At 54.5% G+C, this 20435-nt stretch carries 21 protein-coding genes; 5 read left to right on the top strand and 16 right to left on the bottom strand.

Features of this window, described 5'->3' with window-relative positions; genetic code table 11:
* Positions 1-8 precede the first annotated feature (8 nt).
* The 6 genes from osmX to AC2T6E_RS03170 all read right to left on the bottom strand — a co-directional run bounded on the left by osmX (position 9) and on the right by AC2T6E_RS03170 (position 5876).
* Complete coding sequence (gene osmX, locus AC2T6E_RS03195; protein ID WP_174339446.1) at positions 9-908, bottom strand: osmoprotectant ABC transporter substrate-binding protein OsmX; 900 nt, start codon at positions 906-908, stop codon at positions 9-11.
* Positions 909-926: 18 nt separating this feature from the next.
* On the bottom strand, positions 927-1637 hold the full coding sequence (gene osmY / locus AC2T6E_RS03190; protein ID WP_278435034.1) for an osmoprotectant ABC transporter permease OsmY: 711 nt from the start codon (positions 1635-1637) through the stop codon (positions 927-929).
* Positions 1638-1913: 276 nt separating this feature from the next.
* A complete protein-coding gene (locus AC2T6E_RS03185) occupies positions 1914-2651 on the bottom strand; it encodes a YoaK family protein (RefSeq protein ID WP_126815450.1) in 738 nt (245 codons plus the stop codon).
* 155 nt (positions 2652-2806) lie between these two features.
* Positions 2807-3430, bottom strand: coding sequence for a glutathione S-transferase family protein (locus AC2T6E_RS03180; RefSeq protein ID WP_126815433.1), 624 nt, complete (start codon positions 3428-3430; stop codon positions 2807-2809).
* 72 nt (positions 3431-3502) lie between these two features.
* Positions 3503-4699, bottom strand: a complete 1197-nt coding sequence (locus AC2T6E_RS03175; protein WP_262182829.1) for an MFS transporter — start codon at positions 4697-4699, stop codon at positions 3503-3505.
* A 49-nt stretch (positions 4700-4748) separates the two neighbouring features.
* Entirely contained in the window at positions 4749-5876 is a 1128-nt protein-coding gene (locus AC2T6E_RS03170; RefSeq protein WP_182402352.1) for an alpha/beta hydrolase, read from the bottom strand.
* A gap of 114 nt (positions 5877-5990) precedes the next feature.
* Between AC2T6E_RS03170 and AC2T6E_RS03165 the strand changes: the two genes are divergently transcribed.
* On the top strand, positions 5991-6875 hold the full coding sequence (locus AC2T6E_RS03165) for a LysR family transcriptional regulator (protein WP_486691190.1): 885 nt from the start codon (positions 5991-5993) through the stop codon (positions 6873-6875).
* A 43-nt stretch (positions 6876-6918) separates the two neighbouring features.
* On the opposite strand, the gene AC2T6E_RS03160 is transcribed toward AC2T6E_RS03165, so the two are convergent.
* Both AC2T6E_RS03160 and cspE read right to left on the bottom strand, forming a co-directional pair.
* Entirely contained in the window at positions 6919-7077 is a 159-nt protein-coding gene (locus AC2T6E_RS03160; protein ID WP_213329513.1) for a YnfU family zinc-binding protein, read from the bottom strand.
* Positions 7078-7285: 208 nt separating this feature from the next.
* Entirely contained in the window at positions 7286-7498 is a 213-nt protein-coding gene (gene cspE, locus AC2T6E_RS03155; protein ID WP_010430585.1) for a transcription antiterminator/RNA stability regulator CspE, read from the bottom strand.
* 701 nt (positions 7499-8199) lie between these two features.
* Between cspE and AC2T6E_RS03150 the strand changes: the two genes are divergently transcribed.
* Positions 8200-8655, top strand: coding sequence for a hypothetical protein (locus AC2T6E_RS03150; RefSeq protein WP_444507971.1), 456 nt, complete (start codon positions 8200-8202; stop codon positions 8653-8655).
* Between the two features lie 55 nt (positions 8656-8710).
* Here the strand turns inward: AC2T6E_RS03150 and AC2T6E_RS03145 are convergent, their stop codons facing one another.
* From AC2T6E_RS03145 to AC2T6E_RS03125, 5 genes are all read right to left on the bottom strand, one after another.
* Positions 8711-9112 (bottom strand): YybH family protein, encoded by a 402-nt coding sequence (locus tag AC2T6E_RS03145; protein ID WP_444507970.1) that lies wholly within the window; start codon positions 9110-9112, stop codon positions 8711-8713.
* 209 nt (positions 9113-9321) lie between these two features.
* The gene (locus AC2T6E_RS03140; RefSeq protein ID WP_431641840.1) at positions 9322-10491 is read right to left on the bottom strand and encodes a hypothetical protein; all 1170 of its coding nucleotides are present in this window, start codon (positions 10489-10491) and stop codon (positions 9322-9324) included.
* A gap of 359 nt (positions 10492-10850) precedes the next feature.
* A complete protein-coding gene (locus tag AC2T6E_RS03135; RefSeq protein ID WP_023292566.1) occupies positions 10851-11066 on the bottom strand; it encodes a DUF6500 family protein in 216 nt (71 codons plus the stop codon).
* Between the two features lie 95 nt (positions 11067-11161).
* The gene (locus AC2T6E_RS03130; protein ID WP_047174883.1) at positions 11162-11479 is read right to left on the bottom strand and encodes a YebG family protein; all 318 of its coding nucleotides are present in this window, start codon (positions 11477-11479) and stop codon (positions 11162-11164) included.
* 70 nt (positions 11480-11549) lie between these two features.
* On the bottom strand, positions 11550-11903 hold the full coding sequence (locus AC2T6E_RS03125; protein WP_029485062.1) for a helix-turn-helix domain-containing protein: 354 nt from the start codon (positions 11901-11903) through the stop codon (positions 11550-11552).
* A 337-nt stretch (positions 11904-12240) separates the two neighbouring features.
* On the opposite strand from AC2T6E_RS03125, the gene oqxA reads away from it, so the two are divergent.
* Together oqxA and oqxB are read left to right on the top strand one after the other, a co-directional pair.
* Positions 12241-13416, top strand: a complete 1176-nt coding sequence (gene oqxA / locus AC2T6E_RS03120) for a multidrug efflux RND transporter periplasmic adaptor subunit OqxA (RefSeq protein ID WP_237847719.1) — start codon at positions 12241-12243, stop codon at positions 13414-13416.
* A gap of 24 nt (positions 13417-13440) precedes the next feature.
* Positions 13441-16596, top strand: coding sequence for a multidrug efflux RND transporter permease subunit OqxB (gene oqxB / locus AC2T6E_RS03115; protein WP_486690525.1), 3156 nt, complete (start codon positions 13441-13443; stop codon positions 16594-16596).
* 64 nt (positions 16597-16660) lie between these two features.
* On the opposite strand, the gene oqxR is transcribed toward oqxB, so the two are convergent.
* From oqxR to AC2T6E_RS03100, 3 genes are all read right to left on the bottom strand, one after another.
* Entirely contained in the window at positions 16661-17140 is a 480-nt protein-coding gene (oqxR, locus tag AC2T6E_RS03110) for an efflux pump transcriptional repressor OqxR (protein WP_010430601.1), read from the bottom strand.
* A gap of 137 nt (positions 17141-17277) precedes the next feature.
* Entirely contained in the window at positions 17278-18666 is a 1389-nt protein-coding gene (locus AC2T6E_RS03105; protein WP_486690522.1) for a sensor histidine kinase, read from the bottom strand.
* Positions 18666-19343: a response regulator gene (locus tag AC2T6E_RS03100; RefSeq protein WP_100166787.1), complete on the bottom strand. Its 678-nt coding sequence runs from the start codon at positions 19341-19343 to the stop codon at positions 18666-18668. The genes AC2T6E_RS03105 and AC2T6E_RS03100 overlap by 1 nt, the downstream gene beginning before the upstream one ends.
* A 202-nt stretch (positions 19344-19545) precedes the next feature.
* On the opposite strand from AC2T6E_RS03100, the gene AC2T6E_RS03095 reads away from it, so the two are divergent.
* Positions 19546-20382 carry a MipA/OmpV family protein gene (locus AC2T6E_RS03095; protein WP_486690520.1) on the top strand — a complete coding sequence of 279 codons (837 nt, stop codon included), beginning with the start codon at positions 19546-19548 and terminating at the stop codon, positions 20380-20382.
* The last annotated feature ends 53 nt before the right edge of the window (positions 20383-20435 follow it).

Below are 20435 nucleotides of genomic sequence, written 5' to 3'. Positions count from 1 at the left end.
GGCGCCTCCTACAGCAGCTGTTTGCTACGCAGGAAATCTCGGGCGACCTGCTGCGGTGACTGATGGTCGATATCCACCTTCTTATTCAGTTCGGTGATAGCGTCGTTGTTGAGCTGGGCAGAGAGGGTGTTGAGCGCCTCTTCCAGACCGGGGTTGGCCTCCAGTGTGTCTTTACGCACCACCGGCGTCACCGCGTAACTCGGGAAGAAGCCTTTATCGTCTTTCAGCACCTTGAGGTCGAAGCCTTTCACGCGCCCGTCGGTGGTGTAAATCAGTCCGGCATCGACAAACCCGTCGCGTACGGCGTTGTATACCAGGCCCGGGTCCATCTGGCGGATCTGTGGGCGATCCAGCTCCATGTTGTAGGCCGCCTGAAGCGGCTTCATGCCGTCGCTGCGTCCGGCAAACTCCAGGTCTAAGCCCAGCAGCCAGTTTTTGTCCGGGTTGGTTTTACGGATCTGCTCAATCTTCGCCACCATCTCGGACATGGTGTTGATATGTTCCGCCTCGGCGCGCTTGCGCTGCATGGCGAAGGCATAGGTGTTGTTCATGTCGGCAGGCTTGAGCCAGACCAGACCGTGCTTCGCGTCCAGGCGTTTTACCGTCTCCCAGGACTCCTGCGGTGACATGCGCTTGTTGATGTGGTTAAAGATGATCAGCGACGTGCCGGTGTACTCCCAGGTCATGTCAATCTGCTTGTTGATCATCGCGTTGCGGGAAATCACCGTGGCAATGTTGGTTTGCGGCTGTACCTGAAAACCTTTCTTTTGCAGGTACTGCACGGTCATTGCCGAAAGAATGTGCTGCTCGGTAAAGCTCTTGGTCGCCAGAATCAGCGGGGCCGCCATTGCCTGGCTGGTGAACAGCGCCGCGGCACACAGTGCCGTCAGGCCGGAAAACAGTCTCATAAAAGCTCCTTGTTATTGTTATCGAGCGAGATGGGGACTCATCGCGCGACCCAGCGCCGCCAGCAGGGTATCGAGGATCAGGGCGAACAGGGCGGTGGCCGCCGCGCCGAGGATCAGGGTCGGGAAATCGTTTAAGTAAATACCGGGGAAAATCAGCTCGCCGTAGCTGCTGGCACCAATCAGGAACGCCAGCGGCGCGGTACCGACGTTAATGGCGGTGGCGATGCGGATCCCCGATAGCATGACCGGCCAGGCGGCTGGCAGCTCAACCTGACGCAGACGCTGCCATTTGGTCATCCCGATGCCGTTTGCCGCTTCCAGCAGCGATGGCGTGACCGAGCACAGCCCGGCGTAGGTATTGCGCACTATCGGCAGCAGCGAGGCGAGGAACAGGGCGATGATGGCGGGCGTATCGCCAATGCCAATCACCACCATCGCCAGCGCCAGAACGGCCAGCGGCGGCAGCGTATTGCCGACGTTGAAGATTTGCATGACGTATTCGGCGATACCTCGCGCCGCAGGGCGGCTCAGCAGGATCCCGCTCGGAATACCGACCAGCAGGGCAAAAAACATCGACGAGAAAACCAGAATCATGTGCTGTTGCCCGAGATAGACCAGGTCAACCTGGCGCGCCCTGATCGTCTCCAGCCCAATGCCCCAGACGAGGAGGGCGAGAACCACGATAATGGCGCCGACAAACAGCAGCGAGCGTTTGAGTAATGGGTGCATTGCGGTGTGTCTCCCTGTGCGCATGCGTTATAGCAACCACCGGTTGCCTGTTGTTATGCCATGTTTCGGCAGGGGTATTTCACCTATAGCAAGCGTTTGGGAAGGGTTCCAGCGAAGGGGTAAAATCAGTAACCCTATGAAAACAGTGACAACCTCGGGTTAAGCCTTATGGCGTAAGGGCTGATAGAGGTGCAGACAGAATAGTCCTAAAGCGCTTTTTTAAAAGTGACGCTGTCACATTTAAAAGGCGCTTACACCGAATATCAATCTCAATCTTCATTGAGAGGCACGCACCCGTCGAACCCGCGTCGAGACGGTGATAATTGAAACGATAGCGACCACGGCGAGCATCAACCCGAGCGCCAGCATGGCGTTAAACCCGATCCACCTGAACAGCAGCAGTCCCGCTATACCGCCCGTAATAAACGAGAAAAGGGTGGTTAAGTGGGTTTTCAACTGGCTTTTTTGTGCCGCCGTATCTTTGGAGTAATCCCTGCGGAGCATTGCAACCAGTACGGAGGCCAGGGATATTCCCGCGTCTGTCAGCGTCCCGGTAATGTGCGTCGATCTCACCCGTCCGCTGGACAGCTGCGTGGAAGTGGAATTATGAATGCCCATCAGGCCGCACAGAAAAAGAATAATTTCTCGGTTGCTCGTGAGGGTATGAAAAAACATTTCGTAGAAGGAGACGCCGGTCAGCAATATCCCTTCAACAAACAGGATCTGGCAAAAAACCAGCCGGACGTTATGGATAATACCCCATATCACGATTGTGCGCGCAATAATGGCGCCTGCGACAAAGGAGAGAATAATCGACCCGAAAAAAATCATATCGCTCAGGTCGGTGGAAGAGACTTCGCTGGATAATTGTGAGGTGTTGCCGGTCATGTGTGAGGGGAAAAAACCAAATGCGCCGAGGGCGATGGCATTCAGCAAACCTGCCGAGGTCGCCAGCCAGAGAGCAAGCCGGCGATCCTCCTTATGCGTTCGTTCTTTCTTGAGTCTAATCAGCAAAAATACCTCCAGGTTGAGCGTTGCCTGAATAGTCAGGCTAGCAAAGCGGTGCAACGGGCTGTCCAGGATATGGCTTAATTATTATTCCCTCAGGCGACTTTCAGGGTTAAGTAATTAAATAAAATATCCTTGCTCAACATGGGGGCGTAAATACTTCACATCATGCCGTTATTGCCGTGACGCAAAAACGCCGGCCGCTGGTTGAGACGTTCAAACCAGGCCTCAATCGCGGGCACGTCGGGCTTATCAAACGGCGTCATCTTCCAGCGATTCACCGACAGCCCAAGCACCACGTCCGCAAGGGTAAACGTCTCGCCCGCTGCAAAGGCTCCGGTGTGCTGCAGCTGGTTTTCCAGAATGGTAATGCAGTGGTTCCACTCTTTTATTCCCGCCGCAATGCGCCGAGGGTCGTTAAAGTCCGGGTTTTTACGCCCCAGCGCCGGGAAGACATAGCGCCAGGCGTTATTGAATTCGGTTGCCTGCCAGTCCATCCAGCGCTCAACGTTGGCGCAGGCCTGCGGCTCTGCGGGCAGCAGCTCGTGATTTCCGGCCTTGCGCACCAGATAACGGCAGATGGCGTTGGACTCCCACAGCACGAAATCACCGTCAATCAGTACCGGCACCATGGCGTTGGGGTTCAGCGCGCGGAAGGCATCCGTTTCCGTTGAGGCAAAACCGCTGCCGTAATCTTCCTGTTGATACGCGAGGCCTGCTTCTTCGCAGGTCCAGAGCACTTTACGAACATTGATGGAGGTGGTTTTGCCGAGGATGTTAATCATGTCGCCGCTTCTCTTCAAAGTGATGAATCGTTTAAAAACAATACACCAGCGGTGAAGAAAAGCGTCAACAAATCATCCGGCGAGTGATTTGTGAAGACGCGAAAGCAGAAGCGTCAACACAACCGCGCCCAGGAGCAATATTCCGCTCAATGCAAACGTGCTCTGCCAGCCGCTATGATCGAACACCATACCGCCCGCCGTTGAGCCGAGCGCAATGGCGAGCTGGATCACGGCGACCATTAACCCGCCACCGGCTTCGGCATCTTGCGGCAGCGTTCGTGCAATCCATGTCCACCATCCCGTGGGGGCCGCCGTCGCCAGCATCCCCCAAAAGCTTAACAGCAGGGCAACGATCCACAGGCTGTGACCGGTCAGTATCAACACGCCTGCAATGACGGCCATCAGCAGGGGAATGGCGATTAACGTCTGGTAAAACGCCGCGTTCAGAACCATGGCAACGAGCAGTGTGCCAACAAAACCCGCGACGCCGATGGTGAGTAAAATCAGCGATAAGCCAGAGGGACTGACCTGCGTGACGGTTTCAAGAAACGGCCGCACGTAGGTAAACAGCGCAAACTGTCCCATAAAGAACAGGCCGCAGGCCAGCAGACCCACAGAGACCGCTCGCTGACGGAACAAACGAAAAACGCTTCCACGCGAGGCATCGTACTGATTCCCTTTCATACCCGGCAGGCTAAAACACTGCCAGATGAAGGCGACTATCGCTACAGGAACCAGGCACAGGAAGGCACCGCGCCAGCCAATGGTGGCGCCGAGATAGCTCCCCAGTGGGGCTGCCACCACTGTCGCCAGCGCGTTCCCCCCGTTGAATATCGCCAGCGCGCGCGATACCTGATGCTGCGGAACAAGGCGAATGGCCGTTGCAGCAGACATGGACCAGAACCCACCTATTGCGATACCGATCAGCGCGCGGCCTGTCATGTAAAGCAGATAGTTTGGGGCGAAAGCGATAATCATCCCCGAGAGCGCCATCAGGATCGTCATGCCCAGCAGAAGGTGTTTGCGGTTCATATTCCCGGCAAGCCGGGAAAGGAAGAGGCTGGTCAGAACCGCCAGCGCGCCGGAAATCGCGATCCCCTGGCCAGCGAGCCCCTCTGTAACGCCCAAATCTCTGGCAAGGGGCGTGAGCAGGCTGACGGGCATAAATTCCGAGGCAATCAGGACAAATACGCACAAGGTCATGGCAAAAATACCGCCCCAGTGCGCGCGTTCCTCATTCTGTGAGGTGGTAGGGTTCAGAGTGGACATAGTCATCTTTCACGAAGCACCGCCCGCTCAACACGGGCGGCGGAGAGGTTTATTTCAGGCTGGTTTTGAAGAACTGTTCAAACTGCGCGAAAGGGATCTTCCCGGCAACGTTGTCGTAGAGGTCGACATGGTTTGCGCCCGGAACAATCACCAGTTCCTTCTGCTTGCTGCCGACCGCTTTAAACGCATCTTCCGCAAAGTAGCGGGAGTGTGCCTTTTCACCGGTTACGATAAGCGTCGGGATAGTCACTTCACCGGCGTAGCTCAGCAGCGGCATATTCATAAAGGATAATGGCGTGGTCGCGGTCCACGCGCCGGTGGAGTTGACGGAACGCGCGTGGAAGCCACGCGGCATGCGGTAGTAGTCATAGAACTCCTTCAGTACCGGATGCGGGTCTGCTGGCAACGCCTCTGGCAGAATACGTTCAGCCGCCGTCACCTTGCCGTTCTCATCGACATAAATGTCATGACCGCCGTGCGCGAAGGTCCCGTTCTCAGCATCTTTCCAGCGCTGTGCGTTCAGATACTGCAGAACGGCACGGCGGTCAGACGTTGAATAGCGATCTTTCCCGTCGCCCACGCCGTGGCCCATCGCCCGGCTCATGTCGTACATCACGCTGGTGGCGACCGCTTTCACGCGGGTGTCCATGGAGGCTGCATTCAGCGCCATACCGCCCCAGCCGCAGATGCCGAGAATACCAATGCGGTTACGATCAACCTCTTCCTGCAACCCCAGGAAATCCACCGCCGCGCTAAAGTCTTCGGTATTGATATCCGGAGACGCGACGTTGCGGGGCTGTCCACCGCTTTCGCCCGTATAGGACGGGTCAAACGCCAGGGTCACAAACCCATTTTCTGCCAGGGTCTGCGCATACAGGCCGCTGGACTGCTCTTTGACCGCGCCAAACGGCCCACTGACCGCAATCGCCGCCAGCTTGCGGTCGCCACGGTTTTTGGGAAGATACAGATCGCCTACCAGGGTGATCCCGTATCGGTTCTGGAAGGACACCTTACGGTGATCGACTTTGTCACTTTCGGCGAAGGTTTTATCCCATGTAGTCACCATCGAAACCGGTGCGTTTGGGTTGGTGGTTTCTGCATAACTCATTGTTGTCACTCCACTTAATGATGCACATAGCAGCATCGCAACGGACAGTTTTTGGGTAAATGTTTTCATGGAAATGAACCCTGGGTTGTTGTGTTGCGGTCATTATAGTTAGCAGAAATAGTGCTGATTAGAGGGCGAAAGCTGCTAGGATTAATATCATATTGTTATAAATTGGTGAGGATGATGGCTAAACGGGAAAACTATAATGAGCTGTACCTGTTCATGCAGGTGGTACGGGAGGGGAGCTTCACGGCGGCCGCGCTTCGGCTTGGGCTGGCGCAATCCGGGATCAGCCGCTCGGTTCGCGAGCTGGAAGCGCGATTAGGCGTTCAACTTCTGGTCCGCACCACGCGCAAGCTCTCGCTCACCCATGCCGGGGAACAGCTTTATCAGACCGCCGAGTCTGCATTCGATACGCTCGATACGGGTCTGGCGACCCTGGCACACTATCGTCAGACGCCGTCCGGCACGGTGCGTATTAATGCCAGCCAGCACGCTATCGATAAATGTCTGCTGCCAAAGCTCGCCATTTTTAAACAGCGTTACCCGGACATCAGGCTGGAGCTGATGAATGAAAGCCGCTTCGTCGACATTATCGCCGAGCGGTTTGATGCGGGTGTCAGACTGGGGCCGGAAGTGGGGCAGGGAATGATTGCAGTGCGTATCACGCCTGATATGGAAATGGCCGCAGTGGCTGCCACGGAACACTTCAGACGCTACGGTTTTCCGCAGACGCCAGCCGATTTAGTGGCTCATCCCTGCATTGCCTACCAGTTTGCCGACGGTAGTGACTATCAGTGGGAACTGGTGCAGGACGGGAAAAAAATCACCCATCGGCCAGAGGGGCAATGGGCGCTGTCTGACAGCTACATGGAAGCCGAAGCCGCCCGGCTGGGGCTTGGGCTGGCCTATGTCCCGGTGGAGCTGGTGGCTGACGATCTGGAGCGCGGAACGCTGATCAGGGTGTTGCAGCGCTATAGCCTGCGCATGGACGGGTTGTATCTCTATTATCCACACCGCAACGTGTCGCCTGCCCTGAGGGCTGTGATCGATACGCTGAAAATATAGCTTTATTTCAGGGATAAAGAGAATGGCAGGAACACGCCTTCATTCATTTGGAAGATTTAAAGAGGGTATTGCAAGATGGACAGACAAGTTGAGAGCCTTTCTGAACGCGGCTAAAGCTGTGTTCTGAATCTTTTGCACAGCCTGGACATGTGCATTTCACTAAATAATTACGATGAGTTTGTGTTTTTTTACGTACTGACATAGGGAGCTCCAGCTATAAGGGGACAAAAACAATACACGATTAAAATGATGATTACTTATTTTTTTAACAATATTTGAAGAGATTAAGACGTCAGGAAGTATAAATAAAAAACCCGCTCGGGGCGGGTTGATTTTATTATCAGTAGCACATAACTGCTCAGGCCAACGCCTTCATCGCTATCGTAAGCGCCACAGATAATGAGCACCTATTACAGTGCAGTGACATTACCGGCCGCAGGGCCTTTAGCGCCATTTTCAATGGTGAAGGACACTTTCTGACCTTCATCCAGAGTTTTGAAGTTATCCCCCTGGATTGCAGAGAAATGCACGAATACATCTTTGCTGCCGTCGTCAGGAGTGATAAAGCCAAAACCTTTATCTGCGTTGAACCATTTTACTAAACCAGTCATTTTATTAGACATAGATAATTCCTTAATTTATGAGCCACATAGTGCGGCGATGATGGCCTGTATTGAGAGAGTTACTTATTTGGCACTTAGGAGAAGGCTCATGAAGAAGGGATATCAAAGGATAACACCTGAACTGAGGACTGCTTTACTAAAACTGCTTTCATAAGGTCTGTTTTCCAAACCGATGACGCTATTAAGACATAGAATATTTATTACCGCAATGTAAATATTATTTTATTTTAACCATTTAAACACCCGGATGGCTGAACGGCTGATAATATTCTGAATACCCTATTAGCTGCCGCGGCCTGGCAAGAACCCAATATCCGCACCGTAGCGTGTCGCCTGCGCCTGGAGCGGTGATTGATACGCTTAAAATTTAGGGCAGCGTTGTCATTCTGGAAGGCGCCTCGCAAACCGCAAAGTAACCTTATGAAATTCAGCGTTATGTCTTTTCCTCAACGGGTCGCGGTCGTAAAGTGCCTGCGTTGCGGCACATCCGCAATCGGGCGTAGGAACCCGTCAACCATATAGTGACATTACGTATGTCGCAGCAGTGCCGATCTCGTTACAATAGCGGTGGCGCTGACGGAGCAGCCGTAAGGCTGGCCGTTTTTCTATGTGGGCGGTATTCCTACCTCTGTCAGCGCTACCCCCCGAGCGTAGGAACTCAAAGGGTGGTTACATAAACTACATATAGAAGGATGCCTTGTATGGCTACTATCCCAACCCTGACTTATCTTCTGTCTGACGAAAACGTCATTCTGCAACTTATCTCCCGACCGCTTCCGGCTGATGCCGATCTATTTGACGTCGCCGACAACTGCGCCGCGCTGGTGAGCGTGCTGGTCGAAACCGTTGATGTCACGAGCCGTACTGCGCTGTGCGAGCGTCTTCTTCAGGCCCTGCGCAGGCTGCGTAAACTCTGCGATGTCGATCTTCCTCCCCATCTGATAGAACAGTTGATCATGGGTGAAAAACTAAACTCCTGCGTGCCGGATTGCTGGCAGGACACCCTGACTCAGGTGGACTATGTTCTGGCGCTGACGCAAGCGGTGATGGGTGGCACGCTGCCCGCTCACGTAGCGAAAGAGCTAACGGGTCTGCTGCACGATATGGTGTGGCTGCTGGCTGAGTTTGTGAAGGAGCCGCGCATTACTGCGCATTAAGGACGCTGGCGTGGAGGGGCGGCAGCGCCCCTTTGAAACCACGTAATTAATGCGATCAGTCCCCGGTATCCAGAAGCGATGTACCGTAGGAGTTGTCGATAGTACAAAGCCAGCGACCGTCGCTTTCCTGCCGAAAAACATAGGTCGCGCGACGCGACATTTCTGTTATCCCACCCTGACCATCAGGAAAACGCAGTACGGTTTCCATGATAACGAGGGCATTGCCGCCACCTTCGATTACCTGCATCTCCCCTTGTTCGACAATCAGCTGGCCCTGAAAATAATCCGAGATGGCAATAAACGCTCTGCGGATGTGCTCTTTTCCTTTCGCGGTCATGCCGGGCTTGACCACCAGAGCCGCGTCGTCGGCGTAGTACTCCATCAGGGCGTCATAGTTTTTGGTGGTGATGGCGTGGTCACAGGATTCGATGATCTGGCGTAGCGGATGTGGGGTCATGGCGATTCCTCGTTAAGGGGTAAACAGGTATTAACGTAACAGCCTAGCGCGTTTGTATAGCTACCAGGTTTTATGGCTGGTAGCGTTGGGGGGAAGAGGTGGGGGAGGTAACGTTAGGTCTGCTAAGAGCGAGGAGCGGACATCAAGCTTATCCGCATATGAGAACGGCTTTATTTATCGAGAAAGAAAAGTATGGTTCAAAAATAATGTTACAGTTTAGCGGTCGCTGAAAGAGCCTCATCCTGTGCCAGTAAAGTAATCACATCACCAGCGATATCCGGTCTGATACCAGGCGTTTTATAAGTCGCATACACCGCAACCAATAATGGGCTCCAGTTATGCTTACCAGCTATACGTTTTACCTCCTCGATAACTTTAAACGTATCGTTTTCCAAAGCCAGTCCTAGACGAGCAGTATCCAGATAAACCCGTTGAACTACGGAGATATGTGCGAGCTTTTTAAGTTCTGCGGTAATAATTCGCTGCGCTTCCACACCGATAGACGAGCCTCCTTCAACGATCCCAGTCAACCCAACAAGCTTACCGCCATCACTACGAGTATTGTCATCTTTGACTCTGGGAACCGGCGATAAGGCATTCAACTCTACATCCTGCTGAAGCAACTCCAGAAGTTCAGGCAAAAGCTCAATTTTGATTACACCTTTTAAAGTGGCTGCTCGTTTAGCCAAACCAACAGGTGACTGCCCCAACCGAGCCGACATTGAGATAAGGCAACTGGCGATTATGAAAATATCATTTTCCCCGATCAGAGGGGCACACTCCTCACGGAAGGATTGCTCGTCACGAAAGGTAAGATTTGCTTTTTCAGGCTTCCTAATTTTTGATTTCGGCTGCTTCTTGTTATAACCACGCAAAGCATCCTGCGCACTCTTGGTTAGAATCATGACACTTTTAACCAGATCTTCACTCCCCTTAAGATTGGTAATCATTTGCTGAATATTTTCGAGCCTACCAAGCATCTCGGGGACAGCATTGCCCGAAGCGATCTTCTCACTAATGTCATTAAGATTCTTTAAAACGCCAGTAACAATCTGCGAGGACGCAGGAGCTGAGGCTTTCAGTTGATGGCTTTTATGGATTTCTTTTTCCATTAACTGGATCGCCTGCTTCCAATCTGTTTGCACACCAGCCTTAAGGGTCTCAAGATTATGAATAGCGGATCGAAGACTTTCACATATAGCTAACGGGATAGGTTCACCATTCTGTTTACCTGTTTTCAGCCAGTGAACTAAGGATACGAAGTCAGCTTTCGCCGTTGCAACAAGTCCATTGATAACGCGCTGCTTCGCTTCAGGCGTGAAGTGATTTGTTCTCGGCACTGGCAGACGATCATTTTTGTGCGCTATTGGTCTCTTCATAACGGATACCTCAACTTGGTTCCATCAACGATAAATACCGTCTGGGTTCCTAACAGCAATCAATCTCTCTTACATATCATGTTTTATGGTAGTGATACCCGCTGCGCCATCAAGGTATTGTTAAATTTTGATCGCACAGATGGTTGTTGAACTTCCGCTTCTGGCACAAAGCGGACCGCACCACGAACAAAAATTACCCTGTTAGCTACAACGTCAACGAAACAGCGGATGCTGCACAACGCGCAATAAGAAGCAGGCTTACGTGCGCAGTGACCATTGGCTGACTGGTCTGTGAAGATTTATGCGACGGCCAGAGCGATGAAATCCCGCAATGTTACCGGCCATCTCGTTTTAGCGTGTTAAAGGGCTGATACGAGGTTTCTGATCTTTTCAGCCTTTTCAAAATGGTCCAGTTTCATCTCCATAATCCACCAGTGCGCCACTTCCATAAGCAGTTCAGGATCGTCATTTTTATTAGCAAAAAAAGCATAAAACGAAAGCCCAACGTCGCTTCCCTTCGAGGCAATTTTTGAATCACAGATCCGGATGATCTTTTCCTTCATTCCTTGCCGCACCTCATCTCCTTTACTATTTTCATGTTCGGGCTAAAAAAAACCGCAAGCAGATGGCTGCTTGCGGCTACAAGATCGTTGATGACGCATTCTGAGAATCAGGCCGCTTTTACAGCCCTGATCTTTTTCGTGTCAGCCGCATCGGATTCAGTTTTATCCGCTGCAGCTGGGGCAGTGAGATCGGGAAGCTTGCTGGTACGCAGAATATGCTGCACGGTCTCTTTCTGCTCGGCGAGATACAGGCCAAGATTTTCAGCCTGCGTTTCATCCATCTGCATTCCGCTTTGCAACAGCCAGTCGGTGAACGCGTCTGCCATATCGAGCAGCTTGTCGTGAGCGTCAGCTTCTTTCTTACTGGCAAAAGTCATTTTCTCTTCACCTTTTCTTACGACAACAAATTTTGTTTCAACAGCCATCGTGCACCTCGCTATACTGTGTTTATATACAGTATATCAGCTACAGATCGAAGTTGCAGCAAAATATGCATTACTGGCGCAGCTGCTGTGTTTCCGGGCCACCCATGCTCCGCCGCCATGCCCCAGGCGCCTGACCATACTGACGCTTAAAGCTGCGGTTGAAGGACTGCTGAGAGTCAAAGCCCAGCGCGATCGCCACGTTCAAAATCGGCTCGTCGCTGTGGGTTAAGCGCTCAACCGATTTTTGCAGCTTTTGCGCGCGAATGTACCCGGCAAGGGGATAGCCAGTATGTTCCTTAAACAGACGCTGGAGGTGCCATTTTGAGTAGCCGGAACGCCTGGCAACGGACTCAATATCCAGACGGCTATCCAGGTTGTTGTCGATCCAGTCGAGTAAATCATGCATAAATGCGCCAGTGTTCATGTTGTTACCCCCACGCTGCATAGAGAAAAGTATCTTTATCTGTTGCATTTAAAGGTGGCGCGTTTTTCTGTTAATTGCAAGTTTTATTATTGCATTTAAATCCCTGAGCGAAACGGGTGTTTTAACATCGACTCAAATAGCACATAAAGTGCAACAATTATTCTTGCACTTAATTAAGCGCCTTCCTACAATCGCCGGGAATAGTGTATTCGCAACTGTTACAGTTTTGTGGCGATGAACGACACAAATGGCCTTAAGCCAGCCACCGGACAAAGGAAGTGGCGTAGCGCCTCCCGCTGCGTCTTGCCCGGCGGCTACAATTACCGGAATAAAAATAATGAGCCTGCAAAAAACCTGGGGTAACTTTCATCTGAGCGCGCTGGGGGCGATGTTCGCCTCCGTGCTGCTCGTCGGGTGCGATGACAGCGTCGCGCAAAACGCTGCGCCACAAGCGCCCGCTGTCAGTGCCGCTAATGTGGTCGTGAAATCCATCAGCCAGTGGGATAGCTTTAACGGCCGGATCGAAGCGGTGGAGAGCGTTCAGCTACGCCCGCGCGTTTCCGGCTACATCGATAAAGTGAATTACACCGACGGTCAGGAAGTGAAGAAGGGCGAGGTGCTGTTCACCATTGATGACCGAACCTATCGCGCCGCGCTGGAACAGGCACAGGCGAACCTGGCGAGAGCCAAAACGCAGGCCAGCCTGGCGCAAAGTGAGGCTAACCGTACCGATAAGCTGATCAACACCCATCTGGTCTCACGGGAAGAGTGGGAGCAACGTCGCTCGGCCGCCGTTCAGGCGCAGGCCGACATTCGCGCCGCGCAGGCGGCGGTTGACGCGGCGCAGCTCAACCTGGACTTCACCAAAGTCACCGCGCCTATCGACGGACGCGCGAGCCGGGCGCTGATCACCAGCGGGAACCTGGTGACCGCGGGCGACACCGCCAGCGTCCTCACCACGCTGGTCTCGCAGAAGACGGTTTACGTCTACTTTGACGTGGATGAGTCGACCTACCTTCACTATCAAAATCTGGCCCGCAGCGGGCAGGGGGCGTCCAGCGATCACACGGCGCTACCGGTTGAGATTGGCCTGACGGGCGAGGAGGGGTATCCCCATCAGGGCAAAGTGGATTTTCTGGATAATCAGCTAACGCCGAGTACCGGCACCATCCGCATGCGCGCGCTGCTGGATAACGCGCAGCGTCAGTTCACGCCGGGACTCTTTGCCCGCGTACGCCTGCCGGGCAGCGCGGAATTCAAAGCCACGCTTGTCGACGACAAAGCGGTGCTGACCGATCAGGATCGCAAGTATGTTTACGTGGTTGATAAAGAAGGCAAAGCACAGCGTCGCGATATCACACCGGGACGTCTGGCAGACGGGCTACGCATCGTGCAGCAGGGGCTGAACCCTGGCGATAAAGTTATCGTCGAGGGTTTACAAAAAGTGTTTATGCCGGGTATGCCGGTTAACGCCAAAACCGTTGCCATGACCGCCACCAGCGCCCTCAACTGATCCCTTGACCTGAGAATCCAACCCATGGACTTTTCCCGTTTTTTCATCGACAGGCCGATTTTTGCCGCGGTGCTGTCGATTCTGATTTTTATCACAGGGTTAATCGCCATCCCGCTGCTGCCGGTAAGCGAGTATCCTGACGTCGTGCCGCCAAGCGTGCAGGTGCGCGCGGAGTACCCGGGCGCCAACCCGAAAGTGATTGCAGAGACCGTGGCGACGCCGCTGGAAGAGGCGATCAACGGCGTTGAGAACATGATGTATATGAAGTCCGTCGCGGGCTCGGACGGCGTGCTGGTCACCACCGTCACCTTCCGTCCGGGGACTGACCCGGATCAGGCGCAGGTTCAGGTGCAAAACCGCGTCGCGCAGGCCGAAGCGCGTCTGCCGGAAGACGTGCGGCGTTTGGGCATTACCACCCAGAAACAATCCCCGACGCTGACGCTGGTAGTGCATCTGTTTTCACCCAACGGTAAGTACGACTCCCTGTATATGCGTAACTACGCCACGCTGAAGGTGAAGGACGAACTGGCACGCCTGCCCGGCGTTGGTCAGATCCAGATTTTCGGCTCGGGTGAATACGCGATGCGCGTCTGGCTGGATCCCAACAAGGTGGCGGCCCGCGGGCTGACCGCTTCGGATGTGGTCACGGCGATGCAGGAGCAGAACGTGCAGGTATCCGCCGGGCAGCTTGGTGCCGAGCCACTGCCGAAAGAGAGCGATTTCCTGATCTCCATTAACGCCCAGGGCCGTCTGCATACCGAAGAAGAGTTCGGCAATATTGTCCTGAAAACGACGCAGGACGGTACGGTCGTTCGCCTGCGCGACGTGGCGCGTATAGAAATGGGCTCCGGCAGCTATGCGCTACGTTCTCAGTTGAACAACAAAGACGCGGTCGGGATTGGTATCTTCCAGTCTCCAGGGGCGAACGCCATCGATCTGTCTAACGCGGTGCGCGCGAAAATGGACGAACTGTCGACCCGTTTCCCGGAAGATATGAAGTGGGCGGCACCTTACGATCCGACCGTTTTCGTGCGCGACTCCATCCGCGCGGTTGTGCAAACGCTGCTGGAAGCGGTGGTGCTGGTGGTGCTGGTGGTGATCCTGTTCCTGCAAACCTGGCGCGCGTCGATCATACCGCTGATCGCGGTGCCGGTTTCGGTGGTGGGGACCTTCAGCATTCTCTACCTGCTGGGCTTCTCGCTGAATACCCTGAGTTTGTTCGGGCTGGTATTAGCCATTGGTATCGTGGTGGACGACGCCATCGTGGTGGTGGAAAACGTCGAGCGAAACATTGAAGAGGGGCTTGCTCCGCTTGCGGCGGCGCATCAGGCGATGCGTGAAGTGTCCGGGCCGATTATCGCGATTGCGCTGGTGCTGTGCGCGGTGTTTGTGCCGATGGCGTTCCTCTCGGGCGTTACCGGGCAGTTCTACAAGCAGTTTGCGGTGACGATCGCGATTTCCACGGTCATCTCCGCCATTAACTCGCTGACGCTCTCTCCGGCGCTGGCGGCACTGTTGTTAAAACCGCACGGCGCGCCGAAAGATTTCCCGACCCGGCTTATCGATCGTCTGTTCGGCTGGATTTTCCGTCCGTTTAACCGCTTTTTCCACCGTAGTTCGAACGGCTATCAGGGGCTGGTGGGCAAAACGCTCGGCCGACGCGGGGCGGTATTTGTGGTGTATCTGCTGCTGCTCTGTGCCGCAGGCGTCATGTTTAAAGCGGTTCCCGGCGGGTTTATTCCGACGCAGGATAAACTGTACCTGATTGGCGGCGTGAAGATGCCGGAAGGTTCATCGCTGGCGCGCACCGATGCGGTGATCCGCAAAATGAGCGAAATCGGGATGAATACCGAAGGCGTGGACTACGCGGTCGCGTTCCCGGGGCTGAACGCGCTGCAGTTCACCAATACGCCGAATACGGGGACGGTCTTCTTCGGCCTGAAGCCGTTCGACCAGCGTAAACATACTGCGGCGGAAATTAACGCGGAAATCAACGCGAAAATCGCGCAAATCCAGCAGGGCTTTGGCTTCTCCATCCTGCCGCCGCCGATTTTAGGGCTGGGTCAGGGGTCGGGGTATTCCCTGTACATTCAGGATCGCGGTGGTCTGGGCTATGGCGCGCTGCAAAACGCGGTAAACACCATGTCCGGTGCGATTATGCAGACGCCGGGAATGCACTTCCCGATCTCAACCTACCAGGCTAACGTTCCACAGCTGGACGTGCAGGTGGACCGTGACAAGGCGAAAGCGCAGGGCGTGTCGCTGACCGATCTTTTCGGTACGCTGCAAACCTATCTGGGCTCATCGTACGTGAATGACTTCAACCAGTTCGGACGTACCTGGCGCGTGATGGCGCAGGCCGACGGGCAGTTCCGCGATAGCGTGGAAGACATTGCGAACTTGCGTACCCGTAATAACCAGGGCGAAATGGTACCGATTGGCAGTATGGTGAATATCACGACCACCTACGGCCCGGACCCGGTGATTCGCTACAACGGTTACCCGGCGGCGGATCTGATTGGCGATGCCGACCCGCGCGTACTTTCGTCCTCGCAGGCGATGGCGCAGCTGGACGGAATGTCGAAGCAGATCCTGCCGAACGGGATGAACATTGAATGGACGGATCTGAGCTTCCAGCAGGCGACGCAGGGCAATACGGCGCTGATCGTCTTCCCGGTCGCGGTGCTGCTGGCGTTCCTGGTGCTGGCAGCGCTGTATGAAAGCTGGACGCTGCCGCTGGCGGTGATCCTCATCGTGCCGATGACCCTGCTCTCCGCGCTGTTTGGCGTCTGGCTAACCGGTGGCGATAACAACGTGTTCGTGCAGGTAGGGCTGGTAGTGTTGATGGGGTTGGCGTGTAAAAACGCGATTCTTATCGTGGAGTTTGCCCGCGAGCTGGAAATTCAGGGCAAAGGGATTATGGAGGCCGCGCTGGAGGCGTGCCGCCTGCGTTTACGCCCGATTGTGATGACCTCCATCGCCTTTATTGCCGGGACCATTCCGCTGATCCTCGGCCACGGCGCGGGCGCAGAAGTGCGCGGCGTCACCGGGATCACAGTCTTCTCCGGGATGCTGGGGGTGACGCTGTTTGGTCTGTTCCTGACGCCGGTGTTTTACGTGACGCTGCGTAAGTTCGTGACGCGCGGCAAAAAAGCGGAAAGGGATGTTCTGCCCGCGTAGGGATGTTGCAGATAATAAAAAACCGCCTTCATAGCAAGGCGGTTTTTTTTGCACTCAAGGAAAGTTAAAGGGCTTCTTTATACTTGGCGATAAGTTCAGGCACCGGATCGCAGCCGCTGGTATCGGCTTTTTTCACTTCTTCCAGCGCGCTTGCCACGGTGTGGCGCGCCAGTACCTGTAACGAAGCCTGCTCCGCTTCTTCGGAGATAGACTTGAAGTACCAGCAGGCGTTAGCGCTGACTACGCAGCGGGCCGGTACGTCAGGACGTGATGCCCACAGCTTTTTATCTTCGATGACGGAAAGGTAGATATCGCGCAGGGTGATCTCTTCCGCCGGGCGTCCAAGATGAATAGAGCCGTTACGGCCAAGCGTGGAGACGATAATACCGTCACGCGTGAGGGGAACCATCAGTTTGCGGATGAAGCTCGGGTTTGCTTCCAGACCGTAGGCCAGAATCGCACTCGTCGAACGTTCACCCAATTGCTCCGCCATTGCTACGCTGAGAACCATCTGCAAAGCTGTCGGGAAGCGGTAATCTAACATTTTTGTATCCTGGGTTGCGGTGAATCTTGTTCTTTTTGGCACCGCAGAGGTGAATAAGCAATAAACAACAATATAACAAATACGGTAATTTTTTTGAAGCAATCTGCGGCATTTGCGATCGAACACCCTGTTCCTGTTTAGCTATACGTGCGGTTCGGGAAGTCAACCGTCACCATCAGGCCAGCTTCTGCGGAAGTACTCAGGTTTACGCTGCTGTTGTGCTGCTGCGCCACCGCTTTAACGATGGCAAGCCCCAGTCCACTTCCGCTTTGCAGTTGACTGGGATCGCGGAAAAATCGGTCAAACACGCGCTCGCGCAATTCAACCGGAATACCGGGCCCTGCATCGGAAACGCGTAGCCGCGCGGAGCCATCGAATGTGCTGACATCGACCTGAATCCGCCCGCCTTCAGGACTGTACTTCACGGCGTTCTCAATGAGATTATCAATGAGCGACACCAGGCGCTCCCTTACGCCTGAGATCCAGATTTCATCCTCGGCGAAAAATTCCAGCTCAATCCTGCGCGCAGACGCCAGCGGTTCCAGTTCGGCCATTCGCTCTTGAATGAGCGTCGTTAGCGGCACGGGCTCCAGCTCCGTATCAAGGCGTGCTTCACTGTGCATCATCAGCAGCAACTGATTGACGAGACGCGCAGCACGACTGTTGCTGCGAACAATCCCCGCAAGCAATTCCTGTTGGCTCTCGCTGAGTACATACGATTGCAACGCTTCCACGTTGATTCGCATCGCCGCCAGCGGCGTTCGCAGTTCGTGAGCCGCATCGGCAATAAAAACCCGCTCCCTTTCCGCACTTTCTCGTACCCTGGCAAGAAAGTCGTTAATCGCGTCCACCATCTGGCGAAGCTCTCTGTGTTTTGGTACGGCTTTTAAGGGGGAGAGATCGTCTGGCGAACGCAATGCAATTTCATTGACCACCTTGTTCCAGGGTCGCATGGCAATGCGGATTGACAGCCACGCGGGGAACAGAAGAAAAGGGAAACAGACCAGCAGCGGCATGACGTAGTAACCGCGCGAGTTGAGGTAGATAAAGAAGTTCCAGCCACCGGCCGGGGTGAAAAGGGTGACCTCCACATCGGAATGAGCGGATTTAAGGGTTCGGCTGGTCCAGGTACGACCGTCGCTCTGAACACGCTGCATTTCCCCAAACCGGGTGTTAGTTACCCCCGTTGGTGCATCAGGCGATGAAAAAATAACCGCGTTATTTCTGCGCACGATGAAGTTGATCGACAGGGCGGGATCTTCACCGCCGCCATAGCCCTCTCGTAACGCTTTGCTGAAGGCTGCCAGCACGGCGGTACGATCCTGCGGGTGTTCGTCCATTCGCTCGACCAGCGTAAAAAGCGTTTCATAGGTATTACTGCCCGTGAGGATGGGAGGGCTGCGCAGGTCCTCCCACAGAATGAAGGTTAAAAATAGACACCACAGCAGGGTAAGCAGCAGCAACTGGGCGATGATAATTCGGCGTACCAGCGTCGGGCACCTCAGGTGATACCACAGGTTTCGCATTAAGTCGTCACCCTCTGAACAGCAACGGTATCAATAACATACCCGACGCCACGCACCGTTCGCACATAGCCGTCGCCGATTTTTCTTCGCAAATTTCCCATGTGCACGTCGAGCGCATTACTGAGGTTCTCTTTGTTGCCGAATATCCGTTCTTCCAGAAACCGTCGCGTAATCACGCGGTCCGCACGCAGCATCAGCGTTTCAAGCAGCGCATATTCACTCGCCGTCAGGTCTATGTGGCGTGCGCTCACCGTTACACGACGCGTCGGTACATGAAGAGATAAGCCTCGAATCTCTATCGCCTCATTCTCGAAACCGTAACTGCGCCGTGCAAGGGCTCTTACCCGCGCCAGCAGTTCGGCGAGAACAAAAGGTTTAACGAGATAGTCGTCTGCACCTGCATCCAGCCCGCACAGGCGATCCTGCAGCGTACCTCGCGCCGTCAGAATGATGACCGGGATCCCCTTAAGCTGCTGGCGTAAGCGCGTCATGAGGCTCATGCCGTCGCCGTCGGGTAGCCCCAGGTCGAGCAAAATAAGTTCTGGCACGCAGACGTCAAGCTGATGCAGCGCATCCTCTTTACGGCGAACCCATATAACGTCAAATCCTTGATCGGCAAGGGCGATACGTACGCCATTGCCCAGATCCAGGTCGTCTTCGATGAGTAGAATTTTCACACTGGTAACTGTATCAACCGTGAATGAAGAACATCTTAAGAAAAAACGGTATCAGGAAATCTGTCCGGTTTACAGCATCCGCGTGCGCTTCAGTGTTTCTTCATTTTCGGCTCATAAGAACCTTAGGGTCAGTATTCAAAATGGGCGTTCTGGCGTTTAACCGCTTGCATCGTCACCATTTGAATCCAGAAGGACTTCTTTAATGAGAAACATCGAACTGCGTCATACGTCCCCACACTTGCTCTCGGGCCGCAGCCTGAAAAACATCGTGCCGGGCGTCGTTCTGGCGTTACTGACCACGCCAGTACTGGCGGCAGAGCAGAGCCAGGGTAACGTTTTAACCCTGGGGGGCGGCGTGGATGTCGCGCCACGCTACTCGGGTTCGGATAAAAGCCGCGTCGGTGCGGTGCAGGTGGTGGATTACGCCATGGAAAACGGCTTCTTTATCAGCACCACGCGGGGCGTCGGTTACGGCAACAACATCGGCAACCTGGATTACAGCGCCGCAGTAAGCTATCGAACAGGCCGTAAAGATAAAGACGTGAGCAGCGATTCGATCAGCTCCGGCAGCGACTATCTGCGGGGTATGGGCGACATCAAAGGCTCGGCCATCGTTGTGCCTGGGCTGGGGTATAAGCTGACCGACTGGCTTCATCTGCAGCTGCAGGCTGAGGTTCCGGTTTCTGAAAGGGACAACGGTGAGGCGGTGCATTTCGGTATTATCAGCCCGCTCTATACCTCACCAAAAAATGAGGTGACGCTGGCGCTGACCGGCAGCTGGGGATCCGACAAGTATATGCAGACGTACTATGGCGTCAGCGCCGCCCAGTCGGCCGCATCGGGGTTTGCCCGACATGACGCCGGAGCCGGAATTTATGCGTATTCGCTGAATCTTGACTGGACACACAGGCTCACCTCGCGCTGGAGCGTGCTTGCCGCAGCGGGCGTGACGCAGCTGGCGGGGGATGCGGCCGATAGCCCCATTGTTCAACGTAAAACATCGCCCACGGGGAGTTTGAAGGTGACGTACAGTTTTTGATGGTTGGTTACTTATGGACATGAGCGCGCAATAGCGACGAATTCGAGCCGCCC

Source organism: Enterobacter sp. B79-1, from assembly GCF_057444735.1.
This window is presented reverse-complemented; position numbering and strand designations above follow the sequence as displayed.